This window comes from Agromyces sp. NPDC060279 (genome assembly GCF_042726785.1).
GTDB lineage: Bacteria > Actinomycetota > Actinomycetes > Actinomycetales > Microbacteriaceae > Agromyces.
This window is the reverse complement of the sequence record NZ_JBHXBK010000003.1, coordinates 146,382-162,758: the sequence shown is the minus strand read 5'-3', so window position 1 is coordinate 162,758 and position 16,377 is coordinate 146,382. Positions and strand designations below refer to the sequence as shown.

Below are 16,377 nucleotides of genomic sequence, written 5' to 3'. Positions count from 1 at the left end.
TGTGAGCATGGCGGGCCGAATTCGACAGAGCGATGTCGAAGAGGTGAAATCCCGCACGAACATCGCCGACATCATCGGCGAGTACGTGAGCCTGAAGTCCGCCGGCGTCGGCTCGATGAAGGGCCTCTGCCCCTTCCACGACGAGCGCAGCCCGAGCTTCAACGTGCGCCCCGGCGTCGGCTTCTACCATTGCTTCGGCTGCGGCGAATCGGGTGACGTCTACAGCTTCCTGCAGAAGATGGACCACGTCTCGTTCACCGAGGCCGTCGAGCGCCTCGCGGGACGCATCGGCTACGAGCTGCACTACGAGGACGGCGGCCAGGCGAGCGATCACGGCAACCGGGCCCGGCTCCTCGCGGCGAACCAGGCGGCGGCGGAGTTCTTCGCCGAGCAGCTGCTGCAGCCCATCGCCGAGGTGGGCCGCCGGTTCCTCGGCGAGCGCGGATTCGACGCCGAGGCGGCCAAGCGCTTCGGCGTGGGCTTCGCGCCGAAGAGCTGGGACGCTCTCACGAAGCACCTGCGGGGGCGCGGCTTCTCGACCGAGGAACTCGCGGCGGCCGGGCTCGTCTCGCAGGGCGACCGCGGCGTCTACGACCGCTTCCGGGGCCGCCTCGTCTGGCCGATCCGTGACGTCACCGGGCAGACCGTGGGCTTCGGCGCCCGGCGGCTCCTCGAGGACGACAACGGCCCGAAGTACCTGAACACGCCCGAGACCGCGATCTACCACAAGGCGCAGGTGCTGTACGGGCTCGATCTCGCCAAGCGCGACATCTCCCGCTCCCAGCGCGTCGTCGTCGTCGAGGGCTACACCGACGTCATGGCCTGCCATCTGGCCGGGGTGACGACCGCGATCGCGACCTGCGGCACCGCGTTCGGCGTCGACCACATCAAGGTGCTCCGGCGGGTGCTCGGCGACGACTCCGGCGTGGGCGAGGTCGTGTTCACCTTCGACGGCGACGAGGCCGGGCAGAAGGCCGCGATGCGCGCCTTCGCCGAGGAGCAGCGCTTCGCCGCGCAGACGTTCGTCGCGGTCGCGCCCGACGGGCTCGACCCGTGTGATCTGCGGCTCGCCCGCGGCGACCACGCCGTGCGCACCCTCGTCGACACCAAGGTGCCGATGTTCGAGTTCGTGCTGCGCCAGATCGTCGGCCGTTACGACCTCGACACCGTCGAGGGCCGGGTGTCGGCGCTGCGCCAGGCTGCGCCGGTCGTCGCCGAGATCCGCGATCCGGCGCTGCGCCCCGGCTACTCGCGCGAGCTCGCGCGCATGCTCGGCATGGACCTCGGCGAGGTCGGTCGCGCGGTCAAGGCGGCGACGAGCCGCGGCCGTTCGGGGGAGCGCGAGCGCGGCCAGGGCGAGCGGCGCGCCCCGGGCGCGAACGACGGCGCGCAGGCAGCGTCGCAGCCGGATGCCTCGGCGCGCCCGTTCTCGATCTCCGAGCTGCCCAACGACCCCTCGACGCGCCTCGAGCGCGAGGCGCTCCAGGCGATGCTGCAGTACCCGGGCTCCGCCGATCCCGCCCTGCTCGCGCACGCCGCGGAGGCGCGCTTCGAGAATCCCTCGCTCGCGGTCGTGCGCGACGGCATCGCCGCGGCGCTCGCGGGCGGCGTCGAGGCGATCACGGTCGACCGCGTCATCGGCCAGGTTCCGGCCCCCTTCGCGAGCATCGTGCAGCAGCTCGCGGTGCTGCCCGTGCCGCAGCGCAACGAGGCGGCGATCGCCGGCTGGGTGCGCGGGGTGCTCTCCTCGCTCGTCGATCGGGAGCTGCTGCGCCAGAAGGTCGAGCTGATGGGCCGGCTGACCCGGCTCGCCGCGGAGGACCGGGCGAGCTACGAGATGCTGCAGCGCGCCATCGTCGAGATCGACCGCGAACGGGTGGCCCTCCGCGCCGAGTGAGGCGGGCCATCCGTCCGTCCGTGCACTGACGCGCATCCCTTGCGCGCTTGGTTGCAGATCGGTAAACATTCCTCCGTCGCAGCTTCCCGCCGTGCACGTTTCCATCCCCCGTGTGCTAGGTGTTGGGGATATCGAATCGCGGGCAGGCGTCGGACCGGGCGCTGGTCCGCGATGAACTCTGACAGGAAGAGGGACCCGGATATGACATCCGCATCCACCACCGCGCGTCGCGGCATCGTCGCCGTCGCCGGACTCTCGATCGCGGCGCTCGCGCTCGCGGGCTGCTCGGCCGGCGGTTCGAACGGCTCGGGCGGCGGTGACTCGATCACCATCGGTACGACCGACAAGATCACGACGCTCGACCCGGCCGGTTCGTACGACAACGGCTCGTTCGCCGTGATGAACCAGGTGTTCCCGTTCCTCATGAACACCCCCTACGGCAGCCCCGACGTCGAGCCCGACATCGCGGAGTCCGCGGAGTTCACCGCGCCGACCGAGTACACCGTGAAGCTGAAGCCGGGCCTCAAGTGGGCCAACGGCAACGACCTCACCTCCTCGGACGTGAAGTTCTCCTTCGACCGCCAGCTGAAGATCGCCGACGAGAACGGCCCGTCGTCGCTGCTCTACAACCTCGACTCCGTCGAGGCCGTCGACGACACGACCGTCGTCTTCCACCTGAAGAGCGAGAACGACCAGATCTTCCCGCAGATCCTCTCGAGCCCGGTGGGCCCGATCGTCGACGAGGACGTCTTCTCGGCCGACTCGCTCACCTCCGACGACGAGATCGTCAAGGGCGAGGCCTTCGCCGGCCAGTACGTCATCACGAGCTACAAGATGAACGAGCTCATCTCGTACGCGGCGAACCCCGACTACGAGGGCATCCTCGGCGCGCCGAAGACCGACAAGGTCAACGTCAAGTACTACGCCGACTCGTCGAACCTCAAGCTCGACGTGCAGGAGGGCAACATCGACGTCGCGTTCCGGAGCCTCTCCGCGACCGACATCGACGACCTCAAGAAGAACGACAAGGTGAAGGTCGTCGACGGCCCCGGCGGCGAGATCCGCTACATCGTCTTCAACTTCAACACCCAGCCGTACGGCGCGACGACGCCCGAGGCCGACCCGGCCAAGGCGCTCGCCGTCCGCCAGGCGGTCGCGGACCTCATCGACCGCGACGAGATCGCCACGCAGGTCTACAAGGGCACCTACACCCCGCTGTATTCCTATGTCCCGGCGGGCCTCACCGGCCAGGTCGACGCGCTGAAGCCGCTCTACGGCGACGGCAACGGCGGCCCCGACGCGGACAAGGCGAAGGCGAGCCTCGAGGCCGCCGGCGTGACCGTCCCGGTCGAGCTGAACCTGCAGTACTCGAACGACCACTACGGCCCGTCCTCGGGTGACGAGTACGCGCTCATCAAGGACCAGCTCGAGGCATCCGGCCTCTTCAAGGTGAACCTGCAGACCACCGAGTGGGTGCAGTACTCGAAGGACCGCAGCTCGGACGTGTACCCGGCCTACCAGCTCGGCTGGTTCCCGGACTACTCGGACGCGGACAACTACCTCACGCCGTTCTTCCTGATCGAGAACTTCCTGGCGAACCACTACAACAACCAGGAGGTCAACGACCTCATCCTGCAGCAGGCGGTCACGGCCGACCCGGCCGAGCGCACCGCGCTCATCGAGCAGATCCAGGAGAAGGTGGCGGCCGACCTGTCGACCGTGCCGTACCTCCAGGGCGCGCAGGTCGCGGTCGTCGGAGCCGACGTGACGGGCGCCGAGGACACCCTCGACGCGTCGTTCAAGTTCCGCTACGCCGCGCTGGCCAAGGGCTGATCCCCGACAGCCGGTAAGGTTTCCGAAGAACCGAACGGGCGGCCCGCCTCTTTCGAGGGCGGGCCGCCTTTCGTTCCGTCCCGACGATAGGCGAACATGAGCTCAACGACGACCGCGCCGCCGACCACCCCGGGTGGCGCCCCCCGACGCCAGGAGAGATCCTCCGGCGGAAGCAGCCTCGGCAGGTACATCGCGATGCGCGCCCTGCTGATCATCCCGACGGTCTTCATCCTCGTGACGGTGGTCTTCATCGTCATGCGGGCGACTGGCGACCCGATCACCGCGAAGCTCGGCGACAAGCTGCCGCCCGCGCAGCTCGCCGAGGCGATCCACAACGCCGGCTACGACCGGCCCTGGATCGTGCAGTACGTGGAGTACCTCGGCCAGATCTTCACCGGCAACTTCGGCACCACCGGCGACAACCGGCCGGTCGTCGAGATTCTCGTGACCTACGGCACCGCCACGCTCGAGCTCGCGTTCTACGCGCTCGTCGTGGCCTTCATCGTCGGCATCCCGCTCGGCATGGTCGCCGCCTACGTGCGCGACCGCTGGGGCGACGCGGTACTGCGCGTCTTCGCCATCCTCTGCTACGCCACCCCGGTGTTCTTCGCCGGCATGCTCCTGAAGCTCGTCTTCTCGGTCTGGCTCGGCGTGCTGCCGGTCGCCGGTCGCGCGTCCACCGGCTCGGAGCTCGAGATGCAGTTCCTGCCCTTCAGCACCGGCATCTACACCATCGACGCGTTCCTGACGGGCGATCCGGCCGTCATCGGGGACGTGCTCCGGCACGCGATCCTCCCGGCGATCGCGCTCGGCCTGCTCACCGCGGGCGTCTTCCTGCGGCTCGTGCGCACGAACGTGATCGGCACGCTGTCGACCGACTACGTCGACGCGGCCCGCTCGCGGGGCGTCGCCGAGCGCCGGCTCGTGACGAAGCACGCCTACCGGCCCGCGCTCATCCCGATCGTCACGGTCATCGGCCTGCAGATCGCGCTGCTGCTCGGCGGGGCGGTGCTGACCGAGACAACCTTCGAGTGGAAGGGGCTCGGCTTCATGCTCGCCGAGTTCCTGAAAGCCCGCGACTTCGCGGCCGTGCAGGGCATCGTCGCCATGCTCGCCGTCATCGTCGCGCTCACCAACTTCGTCGTCGACATCATCGCGGCGCTCATCGACCCGAGGGTGAGGTACTGAGATGACCGCCACCACCGCCACCTCCGCGACCGCCGTCGCCGTGCCGAAGCACCGGCTGCGCGACCGCCTGCCGGTCGTGCACCAGCTGCGCCAGAGCGTCGGCCTGCAGCGCGGCATGCTCGTCGCCGGTCTCGTCATCACGGGGCTGTTCATCCTGACGGCGATCTTCGCGCCGCTGCTCGCGCCCTACGGCTTCGCGCAGCTCCGCGGCGAGGACGGCGCCTTCGGCAGCCAGCAGGCCCCCTCCGCCGAGCACCCCTTCGGCACCACCGTCGGCGGCTACGACGTGCTGTCCCGGGTGATCTGGGGCGCGCAGACCGCGCTGCTCGTGATCATCGTCGCCGTCATCGCCTCGATCATCGCCGGCGTGCTGCTCGGCCTCGTCTCCGGCTACTTCGGCGGCTGGTTCGACCGGGTGCTCGTCGTCGTCTGCGACGCGATCTACGCCTTCCCCTCGCTGCTGCTCGCGATCGCGCTGTCGATCATGATCTCGGGCGGGCAGTCGAGCCTGTGGGGCGGCATCCTCGCCGCGGCGCTCTCGATCACCGTCGTGTTCATCCCGCAGTACTTCCGGGTGATCCGGGCGGAGACCGTGCGGATCAAGGCGGAGGCCTACGTCGAGTCGGCGAAGGTGCTCGGCGCGTCGAACGGCCGGATCATGTTCCGGCACGTGCTGCGCAACGCCACCCGCACGCTGCCGCTCATCTTCACGCTGAACTCCTCGGAGGCGATCCTCACGCTCGCGGGCCTCGGCTTCCTCGGCTTCGGCATCGAGCCCACCGCCGCCGCGGAGTGGGGCTACGACCTCAACAAGGCGCTCTCGGACGTCACGAGCGGCATCTGGTGGACCTCGCTCTACCCGGGTCTCGCCATTGTCCTCGCGGTGCTCGGCATCACGCTCGTCGGCGAGAGCCTGAACGACCTGGCCGACCCGCGCTTGCGCGGTCGCCGCCGCGTCGCGCAGGCCGCCGGCCAGGTCGCCGAGACCTCGGTCGTCCCCGGCGGCACCCTCTCGGCCGGACCCGGGGGCCTCGACGGCCTCGAGACGGGCGAATCGTTCGACGAGCACGGAATCGAGGTCAAGCGATGAGCACGGTCGTCGAGATCAAGCACCTGGGCGTCTCGTTCGCCACCGACGCGGGCGCGGTGAAGGCGGTCGACGACGTCTCGCTCGAGGTCGCCCGCGGCGAGGTGCTCGCCATCGTCGGCGAGTCCGGCAGCGGCAAGACCGTCACCGCCAAGACCATCCTCGGGCTGCTGCCGGAGACGGCGACCACGAGCGGCGCCGTGCTCCTGTCGAACCGGGAGGGCACGCGCGAGAGCGACGTCATCTCGCTCGGCAAGCAGCAGCTGCGCGACATCCGCGGCACCGACGTCGCCATGGTGTTCCAGGAGCCCTCGACGGCGCTGAACCCCGTGTACACGGTGGGCTGGCAGATCATGGAGGGGCTCCGCGCCCACGGCGAGGTCTCGAAGAAGGAGGCGCGCCGGCGGGCGATCGAGATGCTCGGCCGGGTCGGCATCCCCGACCCCGAGGAGCGCATCGACCACTTCCCGCACCAGTTCTCCGGCGGGCAGAAGCAGCGCATCGTGATCGCGATGGCGCTCGTGCTCGACCCCGGTCTCATCGTCGCCGACGAGCCGACGACCGCGCTCGACGTGACCGTGCAGGCCGAGATCCTCGACCTGCTGCGGCGCTGCCGCGACGAGTTCGGCACGGCGATCGTGCTCATCACGCACAACATGGGCATCGTCGCCGATCTCGCCGACCGCGTCGCCGTGATGTACCAGGGCAAGCTCGTCGAGCAGGCGCCGGTGCGCGAGCTGTTCGCCGCGCCGCAGGCCGACTACACGAAGGCGCTGCTCGCCGCGGTGCCGCACGTGGGCCACGGCACGGCGCGCGCCGCCGAGCGCGTCGCCGCCCGTGCCGAGGGCTGGGCGGGCGCGGCGCCCGTCGTCGAGGCCCGCGGGCTCGAGATCGTCTACCCCGGCCGGTTCGGCCGGCCCGGCTTCCGCGCGGTCGACGGCGTCGATCTCGTCATCCGCCCGGGGGAGGTGCTCGGCCTCGTCGGCGAGTCCGGCTCGGGCAAGACGACGATCGGCCGCGCCATCGCCGGGCTCACCAAGGTGACCGGCGGATCGCTGCAGGTGCTCGGCCACGAGATGAACGGCATCCGCGAGCGCGACTTCCGCCCCACGCGGAGCCGCATCGGCTTCGTCTTCCAGGACCCGGCGTCGAGCTTCAACCCGCTGCTCACCATCGCCGAGTGCGTCGCGGAGCCGCTCGTGATCCACGGGCGCGCGGCGGACGCCGCGGAGGCCCGCGGGCGCGTCGACGAGCTGCTCGAGGCGGTGCAGCTGCCGCGCGCGTACGGCGACCGCTACCCGCACGAGCTCTCCGGCGGCCAGCGCCAGCGTGCGAGCCTCGCCCGCTCGCTCGCCCTCGAGCCCGAGCTGCTGATCGCCGACGAACCGACGAGCGCGCTCGACGTGTCGGTGCAGGCGCGCGTGCTCGAGCTGTTCCGGGAGCTGCAGCAGGAGTTCGGCTTCGCGTCGCTGTTCATCAGCCACGACCTCGCCGTCGTCGATCTGCTCGCCGACCGCATCGCGGTGCTCTACCACGGCGAGCTCGTCGAGGAGGGCACCGGCGCCGAGGTGCTCGGCGCGCCGAGCGACCCGTACACCAAGCGCCTGCTCGCCTCGTTGCCCGTGCCCGACCCGGTCGAGCAGGCCGAGCGCCGGGCCGAGCTCCGTCGTCTCCGGGAGGCCCGCTGAGGATGCGCAACGCGGCACACACGAACCCCGTCGTCCTGAGCGACCTCTCGGTCGAGTACCCGGCGAAGGGTCCGAGTCCCGCGCACGTCGCGGTGCACGGGCTCTCCTTCTCGCTCGCCCCGGGTGAGGTGCTCGGGATCCTCGGCAGCGCCGGCAGCGGCAAGTCCACGCTCGCGCGCGTTCTGTCGGGGTCGTTCCTCGATCCGCGGGCCGGCGACGGCCAGCCGGTGATCACGGGCGGCGACGCGACGGTGCTCGGTCACGGGCTGCGCAAGCTCCCCAGGCGCAAGCAGTCGGCGTTCTCGCTGCACGTCGGCTATCTCGCCCAGGGCGCCGCCGACGCGCTGCCGGCCGACCGCTCGGTTCGCGAGATCGTGGCGGAGCCCATCCTGGAGCGGGACCAGCACTACAACGCGCGGGCGCTCGCGACGCGGGTGGCGACGATGGTCGACTCGGTGCGGCTGCCGCTCGGCTTCCTCGACAAGTACCCCTACGAGCTCTCCGCCGGGCAGCGCCAGCGGGTGGCGCTCGCGAGGGCGCTCGTGCTCGAACCGACGCTGCTGATCGCCGACGAGCCCACCGCCGGCATCGACCTGACGGTGCGCGACTCCGTGGCGCAGCTCGTGAACGAGCTCCGGCAGGGGCACACCTTCTCGGCGATCGTGATCACCCATGATCTGCCGGTGCTGCGGCGCATCGCCGACCGGATCGCCGTGCTCGACCACGGCGCGCTCGTCGCCCTCGGCACGATCGACGAGGTGCTCTCCGATCCGCGGCATCCGTACGTCCGCGCGCTCGCGGGCGCGCTGGACGGCGGGCACGCCGTCATCGAAGACCTCGAGCCGCCGCTCGCATGAGTGTGCTCGGGGATGGCGCGCGGCACCGTCCGGTGCGCGGGGCCGCCGATGCGCTGCCGCAGCAGGCGGCCGAGGCGGGGGAGCGTCCCGCGTCAGGCCCGATCGCGGTGTTGCCGGATGCCTCGGCGGGGCTTCGCGCCGCGGTCGAGTCCGCCGGCGGGCGGCTCGCGCCGCTCGGCGACGACACCCGGGGTCTCGTGTGGACCGCGAACGACGGTGCGGCCGAACTCGCGGCGATCCTGCGCGAACGGCCCGGCATCGGCTGGGTCCAGCTGCCGTGGGCGGGCGTCGACGCCTTCGCCGAGCTGCTCGCCGGTGCCCGTGGCGACGGCCGCACGTGGACGAGCGGCAAGGGCGCCTACGCGCAGCCCGTCGCCGAGCATGCGCTCGCCCTCGCGCTCGCTCTGCTCCGGGAGCTGCCGCGGCGCGCTGCGGCGAGCTCGTGGGAGCCCGACGAACGCGGACGCAGCCTCTACGGCGCGGAGGTCGTGGTGCTCGGCGCCGGCGGCGTCGCCGTCGAGCTGCTGCGGCTGCTGGAGCCGTTCCGGGTGCGCGCCACGGTCGTGCGCCGCCGCGACGGCGCGGTGCCAGGTGCGGCGCGCACCATGCCGGTGGCGCGGCTCGCCGAGGCCGCGCGGGGTGCGGAGCTGCTGTTCGTCGCCGCGGCGCTGACCGAGGATTCGCGGGGGATCGTGGATGCCGAGGTGCTCGCCGCGCTCGCCCCGGGCGCCGTCGTGGTGAACGTCGGTCGCGGGGCGGTCATCGACACGACGGCGCTCGTCGCCGCGCTCGAGTCGGGTTCGCTCGGCGGTGCCGGGCTCGACGTGACCGATCCGGAGCCGTTGCCGGCGGGGCATCCGCTCTGGGCGTTCGAGCAGTGCCTGATCACGCCGCACGTCGCCGATACCGAGGAGATGACGGCGCCGCTCTACGCCGAACGCGTCGCCGAGAACGTGCGCGCCTTCCTCGGCGACGGGGCGTTCGTCGGCCGGATCGACCTCGAGCACGGCTACTGAGTGGCGAGCTTCGCTCGGATTGGGAGAGTGGGCGCGGCTTTGCTAGAGTAGTCGTCGCTGAACAAGCGATCCTCCATAGCTCAATTGGCAGAGCAATCGGCTGTTAACCGATAGGTTCTTGGTTCGAGTCCAAGTGGGGGAGCATCTGCGGCCCGGTCTCTTCGGAGGCCGGGCCGTTTTCGTACCATGCCGCGCCCGTTCGCCCTGGACCGGCCGCCGTCAAGGGCGGCGACGCGGGCGACGCGGACTGAACGCGCGGAGCGCCAACGGTCCCGCGCCGCGCCAGAGCGCTCAGCGGCGGCGAGTCAGGAGCTCAGAGCCCGAGCTGCGCGATCGTGTGCTCGACCACGTGCTCGGGCGTACCCTGCACGTCGATCACGAGGCCGGATTCGCCGGCTCCGAGCGGTTCGAGCGTCTCGAACTGGGAGTCGAGCAGCGTCGACGGCATGAAGTGGCCGGTGCGCTGCCCGAGCCGCTCGGCGATGAGCTCGCGGGGTCCCGTGAGGTGCAGGAAGACGACGTCGGGGCGCGCCAGCCGTTCGCGGTAGGCGCGCTTGAGCGCCGAGCAGGTGATCACGGCGGGGCGGTCGGCGTCGAGGTGCGCGTCGATCCAGTCCGCGATCCGGTCCAACCATGGCTCGCGGTCGTCGTCGCTCAGCGGGGTTCCGCTCGCCATCTTGGCGACGTTCGCGTCCGGATGCAGCCGGTCTCCCTCCTGGAAGTCCCAGCCCAGCCGCTGTGCGATGAGCTCGGCGAACGTGGTCTTGCCGCTTCCCGAGACGCCCATGACGACGAGCACGGGACCGCGCCCGGTGCGGGCGGAGCCCGCGTCGGACGAAGCGTGTGGCGCGAGGTTGATGATTCTCCCTTCCGGCCGTGAGGCCGGGGATCTCCTGCTGGTGGGACGATGCGCGGCACCGAGTGCGGCGCGACGACGCTACTCCCGCTCGAAGACGACCGCACCCCGCGCGAGGGTGGTGTCCGCCTGCACGGCATGCAGCTCGGCATCCGGCACCTCGCGCAGCTCGGCGTCGAGGAGCACGAGGTCCGCGAGCAGACCCGGTTCGATGCGACCGCGCAGCTCGTCCTGACGCACCGCGTGCGCCGCGCCGCTCGTGGCCGCGCGCAGCGCGGAGTCGCGCGACAGGGCTTCGTGCGGCAGGAACGGCTCGGTCGAGTCGCCCGGGTAGCTGCGGTTCACGGCGACGTGGATCCAGTCGAAGGGGCTCGGCGTGGTCACGGGCCAGTCGGAGCCGAACGCGAGCGGCACGCCGGCGAGCTCGAGCGAGCGGAAGGCGTAGTGGTGCTCGTGCAGCGAGGCGTCGAGGAACGGCAGCGTCATCTCGACCATCTGCGCGTCTGCCTGCGCCCAGTAGGGCTGCACGTTCGCGATCACCCCGGCGTCTGCCATGCGCGAGATCAGCCCGGGATTGAGCAGCTGCAGGTGCGCGAGCTGATGCCGGCGGTCGCGCGCGGGGTTCTGCCGCTGCGCGGCCTCGATCATCGCGAGCACCTCGTCCGTCGCCCGATCGCCGATGACGTGCGCGTGCAGGTCGAAGCCGGCCCGATCGAGCTCGACGACGACGGGGGCGAGCTCCGCCGGGTCGAAGAAGGTGATGCCGCGGTTGGGCTCCGCCGAGGCGCCATGCTGGCCCGAGGGGTCGAGGTAGGGCACCGACACGGCGCCGGTGAGGGTCTCGCAGACGCCGTCGTACATGATCTTCACGCCGCTGGCGCGGAAGCGCTCGTCGCCGGCGAAGGCCGCACGGCGGGCGATGAGCTCGTCGAGCGCGCCCGCGGGGTCGGTGCGGGGCAGCCAGAGGTTCCCGGTCACCTGCCCGAGCAGGGCGCCCGAGTCGATCGCCCGGCGGTAGCTGCGCTCGACGTCGGTGGTCGGCACGAAGTCGCCGACGATGGCCTCCTGCCAGCCCGTGATGCCGAGGGAGAAGAAGCGCTGCTGGCCGGCGAGGAGGCCCGCGAAGCGCGTCTCCTCGTCGAGCGGTGGGATGAGCTCGGCCACGAGCAGCATGGCGCCCTCGTGCAGCAGCCCGCTCGGGGCTCCGGATGCGTCGCGCTCGATGCGGCCGCCATCCGGATCCGGGGTGCCCGCGGTGATGCCGGCCCGACGCAGCGCGGCGGAGTTGACCCAGGCGCTGTGGCCGTCCTTGTTCGAAAGGTAGGCCGGACGATCGCCGGTCAGCCGGTCGAGTTCGACGAGCATCGTGGCGGTGTCGGCGAAGTGGTCGAGCGACCAGCCCCGGCCGACGATCCACGGCTCGTTCGGCATCCGCCGGCAGTAGTCGTCGATGAGCTCGAGCGCGTGGGCCCGCGAGCGGCTCGAGGAGAGATCGCAGCGGGCCAGCTCGATGCCGGACTCCACGAGGTGCACGTGGGCGTCGGTGAAGCCGGGCAGCAGGCTGCGCCCGGCCGCGTCGAGCACCTCGCCGGGCGCGGAGCCGAGCTCCGCCATCGGCACCACCTGGGCGATGCGCTCGCCTTCGACGGTGACGGCGTGCCGCCGTTCGCCGCCGTCGAGGAGCGGCAGGGTGCAGTCGACGATCGTCAGCTTCGCGGTCATCGGATGATCCTTCCAGGCGTCGTCATTCGGAGCCGACCAGCGCGCGAGCCGTGCTCGACGCCGATCCTCCTCGGGCGAGGACGGCTGCCGCCAGGGCGAGCAGCGCGAGGGTGGCGATCAGCATCACGGCGGCCATCGCGGCGAGCTCCGGGCGCAGGCCCGAGCGCAGCGAGCTCAGCACGTACACGGGCCAGGGCGTGTTGCCCGTGGTCTGCACGAACGCGGAGATGATCGTGTTGTCGAGGCTGAGTGTGAACGCCATCAGCGCCCCGGCGCCGATCGCAGGGGCGAGCTGCGGCAGCAGGATCTGCCGGAAGCTGTTCCAGCGGGTGGCGTAGAGGTCCTCGGCGGCCTCGGTGAGCGCCGGGTCGAGCGCCCGTACTCGGCCGCGCACGAGGAAGGACACCACGGCCGTGGCGAAGAGCGAGTGGCCGATCGCGAGCCGGAGGATGCCGTCGTTGAGCGGGGCGATGCCCCAGTCCACGCTGAGCGAGGTCAGCCAGGGCATCAGCGAGACGGCCTGCACGATCTCGGGGGTCACCAGCACGAGCGCGAGCACGCCGACGATCACCGACACGACGGTACCCGTTCGGACGCCGATGGCGACGCCGAGCGCCGAGCCGAGCAGCGTCGCGAACAGCGTCGCGACGACGCTCGAGCGGAGCGAGACGCCGACCGCGTGCAGGATGTCGGGGGAGCTGAACGCCGTCTGGTACGCGTTCACCCCGAAGCCCTCCCAGGCGCCGAGCAGGCGTCCCGAGTTGAACGAGTACACGAGGATCACGAGGAGGGGCGCGAAGAGGAAGAGCAGCACCAGGATCCCGAAGATCCGCAGCGACAGGTTCGTGGCGCGGTCGCGCGTCGTGCCCGTCATGCCGGCACCTCCGTCTCGGTGCGGGCGGCGGTCGCCGCGGTCGCGGTTCGTTCGATCGGCAGCCGGCGGCGGGCCCGGAGGATCGCGCCGCAGACGATGCCGACGGCCCCCACGAGCACGACGCTGAGCAAGGTGATTAGGATCAGGGTCACGCTCATCGCGGAACCGAGCGCCCAGTTCTGCCCCTGCTGGAACTGGCCGGCGATCATCTGCCCGACCATGTTGCCCTTCGCGCCGCCGAGCACCTGGGCGGTGATGTAGTCGCCCATCAGCGGGATGAAGACGAGCACGACGCCGCCGACGATGCCGGGGGCCGCGAGCGGCAGGGTCACCTGCCGGAACGTGCCCCAGCGCCCGGCGCCGAGGTCCTTGCTGGCCTCGCGCAGGGCCGGCGTGAGCCGTTCCATGGCGACGAAGATCGGCAGGATCATGAGCGGCAGGTAGTTGTAGACCACGCCGAGCTGCACCGCGCCCTTCGTGTAGAGCATCGAGAACGCGGCGTCCACGAGCCCGAGCTGCCGGAGCAGTACGGTCACGGGGCCCTCCGGTGCGAGCAGGATCTGCCAGCCGAGGGTGCGGATGAGGAAGTTCGTCCAGTACGGCACGAGCACGAGCGCGAGGACCACGTAGCGCCACTTCGGCGTCACCTTGACCGCGAGCCAGTAGGAGAAGGGCACGGCGATCAGCACGCAGATGAGCGTGCCGATCACCGCGATCTGCAGGGTGTTCGCGAAGGTGAGCAGGAACGCCCCGCTGAGCGCCTCGCCGTAGCGGTCGAGCGAGAGCACGGAGTTGTCGTGCGTGCCGTAGAGGCCGGGCTTCTGCCCGAAGCTGTACCACACGACGACCAGGATCGGGATGATGAAGAAGGCCAGCATCCAGATCCCGCCCGGCACCGCGAGCAGCGTGGAGGACCCGCGCGGCCCGCGCCCGGAGGTCCGTGTTCTCGCCATCCGGCTCATGCCCCCGCGCGCGCCTTCATCTCGGCGACGATCTCCATGCGGGTCTGCTGCGCGGCGTTGATCTGGCCGGTGTACATGCGCTGCTTCTCCTCTTCGCTCGGGAAGATCATCCCGAGCAGCGGCGCGTCCGCGGCGGCGAGCTGGCTCTCCGCTGCGCCGATGCCGGTGCCGTAGCCGACGTACTCGGTGTTGCGCACCGCCTGCTCGAGGCCGAGCGAGTAGTCGATGAACTCGTAGGCCGCGTCGATGTTCTTCGCGCCCTTGACGATGGCCCAGTTGTCGGTCCAGAGGTTGGTGTCGGGCGTGGGCAGCACCCACTTCCAGCGGTCGGGCTCGGAGCTCGCCATGATGCCGCGCCGGGCCTCGCCGTTCCAGGTGTGCACGAGGGCCTGCGAGCCCTGCGGGATCGCGCCGCTGCCGGGCGCCGAGTCGAAGGCCGAGATGTGTTGGGCCAGCTCGTCCACGAGGAAGGTGCGGATCTTCGCGAGCTCGCCCTCGTCCTGGGTGCTCTGGTCCCAACCGCGGGCGAAGCAGAGGATGGCGCAGATCTCGCCGGGGTCGTCGGCGAGCGAGGTGCGGCCGCTGGCCTCGTTCTTCGCCGCGTCGATGAAGTCGTCCCACGAGACGAGCTCGCGGGTGATCACGCGGGTGTCGTACGCGAAGCCGGTGGTGCCCCAGTACTTGGGCACCGTGTACGTGTTGTCCGGGTCCCATGCCTGGCCGAGGAAGGCCGCGTCGACGTTGCCGAGGTTCTTGAGGCGGCTGAGGTCGAGCTTCTCGAGCAGCTGGTTCTCGGCCATCTGCGGCACGAAGACGCCCGTCGGGATGACGATGTCGTATCCGCTCGTGCCGCGCGCGGCGACGAGCTTGGCGATCATCTCCTCGTTCGAGGAGTAGGAGTCGATCGCGACGCCCGGCGCGAAGCCCTTCACGTTCTCGGGCGCGTCGTAGCCCGACCACGAGTAGACGCGCATGGTGCCGGAGCCGCCGCCCGAGCCGGAGCCGCCGCCGTTGGCGCCATCGGGCGCGCAGGCGGCGAGCGCGAGCGTCGCGCCGGCGCCGACGACGCCAGTGAGGAACAGTCGGCGGGTGAGCTCGCCCTCGCGGGAGCGCGGGACGAGGATCTTGGGGATGCGGTGCTCGGTCATGGTCGTGCGCTCCTTCGAGATCAGGCTGCGGATGCCGCGGGGAAGACCGCGACGTGGTCGGGGGACCAGCTGGCGAGGACCCGCTCGCCGGGGGTGAAACGCTGGGGTTCGGTCACTCGGGCGGAGCGGGTCACCAGGGTGCGCCCGGAGGCGGCTCGGATGACGTACTGGCGGCTGTCGCCGAGCGTGTTGACGGCTTCGACGACGCCGGCGCAGGCGTTCACCGGGATCTCCGCCGACTCGGGGCGGAGCGTGATCGCCTCCGGGCGGATTGCGACGGTCGCGGGCGTCCCGGGCCGGGGCGGCGTCGCCGGCAGGAACCGCACGCCGTCGCCGTCGACGAGCACGCCCGCCTCCGTGCGCACGTCGTCGAAGAAGTTCTGCTGCCCGACGAAGCCGGCGACGAACCGGGTGGCCGGCCGCTCATACACCGTCTCGGGCTCGTCGAGCTGTTCGATGCGCCCGCCGTTCATGATGGCGACGCGGTCGCTCATGGCGAGGGCCTCGCCCTGGTCGTGGGTCACGAAGAGGAACGTCGTGCGCAGCCGGGTCTGGATGAGCCGGAGCTCGATCTGGACCTCCTCGCGAAGCTGGCGGTCGAGCGCGGCGAGCGGCTCGTCGAGCAGCAGCACGCGCGGGCGGTTGACGAGGGCGCGGGCGAGCGCGACGCGCTGCTGCTGCCCGCCCGAGAGCTGCGCGGGCTTGCGGTCGGCGAAGCGGTCCAGGCGCACGAGCTGGAGGGTTTCGGCGACGCGCTCGGCGATCTCGGCCTTGGCGACGCGCCGCTGGCGGAGACCGTAGGCGACGTTGCCGGCCACGGTGAGGTGCGGGAAGAGCGCGTAGGACTGGAAGACCGTGTTGACCTCGCGCTTGTTCGCGGGCAGTCCGCCGATCTCCGCGCCGTCGAGCAGGATGCTGCCGGTGTCGGGCTGCTCGAAGCCGGCGATCATGCGCAGGGTGGTGGTCTTGCCGCATCCGGACGGACCGAGCAGGGAGACGAACTCGCCGGGGCGGAGCACGAGGTCGAGCGAGTCCACGACGGTGCTGCCGCCGAACCGCTTCGTGATGCCTCGCAGTTCGAGGGTCGAACCGCCGCTCGCGTCCGTGCTCATCTCGTTCTCCCGTTGCGTCGTTGGAACTCAGGCCCTCGTGAGCGTCCTGCGGGGGAGCGATCAGTCCGGGGATTCTGATTATGGTTATATGTAGGTCATATTTCAAATCCGATCGAAACGGGTCCGACATTACTTCG

13 protein-coding genes and 1 tRNA gene are annotated in these 16,377 nt (G+C 71.0%); 8 read left to right on the top strand and 6 right to left on the bottom strand.

Annotation, left to right across the window (positions count from 1 at the left end):
* Positions 1-7: 7 nt before the first annotated feature.
* From dnaG to ACFWE1_RS11835, 8 genes are all read left to right on the top strand, one after another.
* Positions 8-1,897 (top strand): DNA primase, encoded by a 1,890-nt coding sequence (dnaG, locus tag ACFWE1_RS11870; RefSeq protein WP_376933643.1) that lies wholly within the window; start codon positions 8-10, stop codon positions 1,895-1,897.
* 201 nt (positions 1,898-2,098) lie between these two features.
* Positions 2,099-3,730 (top strand): ABC transporter substrate-binding protein, encoded by a 1,632-nt coding sequence (locus ACFWE1_RS11865; RefSeq protein ID WP_376933642.1) that lies wholly within the window; start codon positions 2,099-2,101, stop codon positions 3,728-3,730.
* 96 nt (positions 3,731-3,826) lie between these two features.
* Positions 3,827-4,918 carry an ABC transporter permease gene (locus ACFWE1_RS11860; RefSeq protein ID WP_376933641.1) on the top strand — a complete coding sequence of 364 codons (1,092 nt, stop codon included), beginning with the start codon at positions 3,827-3,829 and terminating at the stop codon, positions 4,916-4,918.
* 1 nt (position 4,919) lies between these two features.
* Complete coding sequence (locus ACFWE1_RS11855) at positions 4,920-6,008, top strand: ABC transporter permease (RefSeq protein ID WP_376933640.1); 1,089 nt, start codon at positions 4,920-4,922, stop codon at positions 6,006-6,008.
* Positions 6,005-7,693, top strand: coding sequence for an ABC transporter ATP-binding protein (locus ACFWE1_RS11850; RefSeq protein WP_376933639.1), 1,689 nt, complete (start codon positions 6,005-6,007; stop codon positions 7,691-7,693). Before ACFWE1_RS11855 ends, ACFWE1_RS11850 begins: the two co-directional genes overlap by 4 nt.
* Before the next feature lie 2 nt (positions 7,694-7,695).
* Positions 7,696-8,550: an ATP-binding cassette domain-containing protein gene (locus ACFWE1_RS11845; RefSeq protein ID WP_376933638.1), complete on the top strand. Its 855-nt coding sequence runs from the start codon at positions 7,696-7,698 to the stop codon at positions 8,548-8,550.
* Complete coding sequence (locus ACFWE1_RS11840) at positions 8,547-9,566, top strand: NAD(P)-dependent oxidoreductase (RefSeq protein WP_376933637.1); 1,020 nt, start codon at positions 8,547-8,549, stop codon at positions 9,564-9,566. Before ACFWE1_RS11845 ends, ACFWE1_RS11840 begins: the two co-directional genes overlap by 4 nt.
* A 69-nt stretch (positions 9,567-9,635) precedes the next feature.
* Positions 9,636-9,708, top strand: a tRNA-Asn gene (locus ACFWE1_RS11835).
* A gap of 171 nt (positions 9,709-9,879) precedes the next feature.
* Here ACFWE1_RS11835 and ACFWE1_RS11830 read toward each other — a convergent pair.
* The 6 genes from ACFWE1_RS11830 to ACFWE1_RS11805 all read right to left on the bottom strand — a co-directional run bounded on the left by ACFWE1_RS11830 (position 9,880) and on the right by ACFWE1_RS11805 (position 16,240).
* Complete coding sequence (locus ACFWE1_RS11830; protein WP_376933636.1) at positions 9,880-10,365, bottom strand: gluconokinase; 486 nt, start codon at positions 10,363-10,365, stop codon at positions 9,880-9,882.
* A gap of 138 nt (positions 10,366-10,503) precedes the next feature.
* Positions 10,504-12,144 carry an amidohydrolase gene (locus tag ACFWE1_RS11825; RefSeq protein ID WP_376933635.1) on the bottom strand — a complete coding sequence of 547 codons (1,641 nt, stop codon included), beginning with the start codon at positions 12,142-12,144 and terminating at the stop codon, positions 10,504-10,506.
* Between the two features lie 22 nt (positions 12,145-12,166).
* Positions 12,167-13,018 (bottom strand): ABC transporter permease, encoded by an 852-nt coding sequence (locus tag ACFWE1_RS11820; protein ID WP_376933634.1) that lies wholly within the window; start codon positions 13,016-13,018, stop codon positions 12,167-12,169.
* Entirely contained in the window at positions 13,015-13,971 is a 957-nt protein-coding gene (locus tag ACFWE1_RS11815) for an ABC transporter permease (RefSeq protein WP_376933633.1), read from the bottom strand. Before ACFWE1_RS11815 ends, ACFWE1_RS11820 begins: the two co-directional genes overlap by 4 nt.
* A gap of 5 nt (positions 13,972-13,976) precedes the next feature.
* On the bottom strand, positions 13,977-15,128 hold the full coding sequence (locus ACFWE1_RS11810; RefSeq protein ID WP_376933632.1) for a spermidine/putrescine ABC transporter substrate-binding protein: 1,152 nt from the start codon (positions 15,126-15,128) through the stop codon (positions 13,977-13,979).
* A 20-nt stretch (positions 15,129-15,148) separates the two neighbouring features.
* A complete protein-coding gene (locus ACFWE1_RS11805; RefSeq protein ID WP_376933631.1) occupies positions 15,149-16,240 on the bottom strand; it encodes an ABC transporter ATP-binding protein in 1,092 nt (363 codons plus the stop codon).
* Positions 16,241-16,377 lie beyond the last annotated feature (137 nt).

Coding starts and splice junctions, on each gene's coding strand:
- ACFWE1_RS11840 (WP_376933637.1), top strand. CDS start 8,547: ATGAGTGTGCTCGGGGATGGCGCGCGGCACCGTCCGGTGCGCGGGGCC.
- ACFWE1_RS11815 (WP_376933633.1), bottom strand. CDS start 13,971: ATGGCGAGAACACGGACCTCCGGGCGCGGGCCGCGCGGGTCCTCCACG.
- ACFWE1_RS11810 (WP_376933632.1), bottom strand. CDS start 15,128: ATGACCGAGCACCGCATCCCCAAGATCCTCGTCCCGCGCTCCCGCGAG.
- ACFWE1_RS11860 (WP_376933641.1), top strand. CDS start 3,827: ATGAGCTCAACGACGACCGCGCCGCCGACCACCCCGGGTGGCGCCCCC.
- dnaG (WP_376933643.1), top strand. CDS start 8: ATGGCGGGCCGAATTCGACAGAGCGATGTCGAAGAGGTGAAATCCCGC.
- ACFWE1_RS11805 (WP_376933631.1), bottom strand. CDS start 16,240: ATGAGCACGGACGCGAGCGGCGGTTCGACCCTCGAACTGCGAGGCATC.
- ACFWE1_RS11865 (WP_376933642.1), top strand. CDS start 2,099: ATGACATCCGCATCCACCACCGCGCGTCGCGGCATCGTCGCCGTCGCC.
- ACFWE1_RS11820 (WP_376933634.1), bottom strand. CDS start 13,018: ATGACGGGCACGACGCGCGACCGCGCCACGAACCTGTCGCTGCGGATC.
- ACFWE1_RS11845 (WP_376933638.1), top strand. CDS start 7,696: ATGCGCAACGCGGCACACACGAACCCCGTCGTCCTGAGCGACCTCTCG.
- ACFWE1_RS11825 (WP_376933635.1), bottom strand. CDS start 12,144: ATGACCGCGAAGCTGACGATCGTCGACTGCACCCTGCCGCTCCTCGAC.
- ACFWE1_RS11855 (WP_376933640.1), top strand. CDS start 4,920: ATGACCGCCACCACCGCCACCTCCGCGACCGCCGTCGCCGTGCCGAAG.
- ACFWE1_RS11850 (WP_376933639.1), top strand. CDS start 6,005: ATGAGCACGGTCGTCGAGATCAAGCACCTGGGCGTCTCGTTCGCCACC.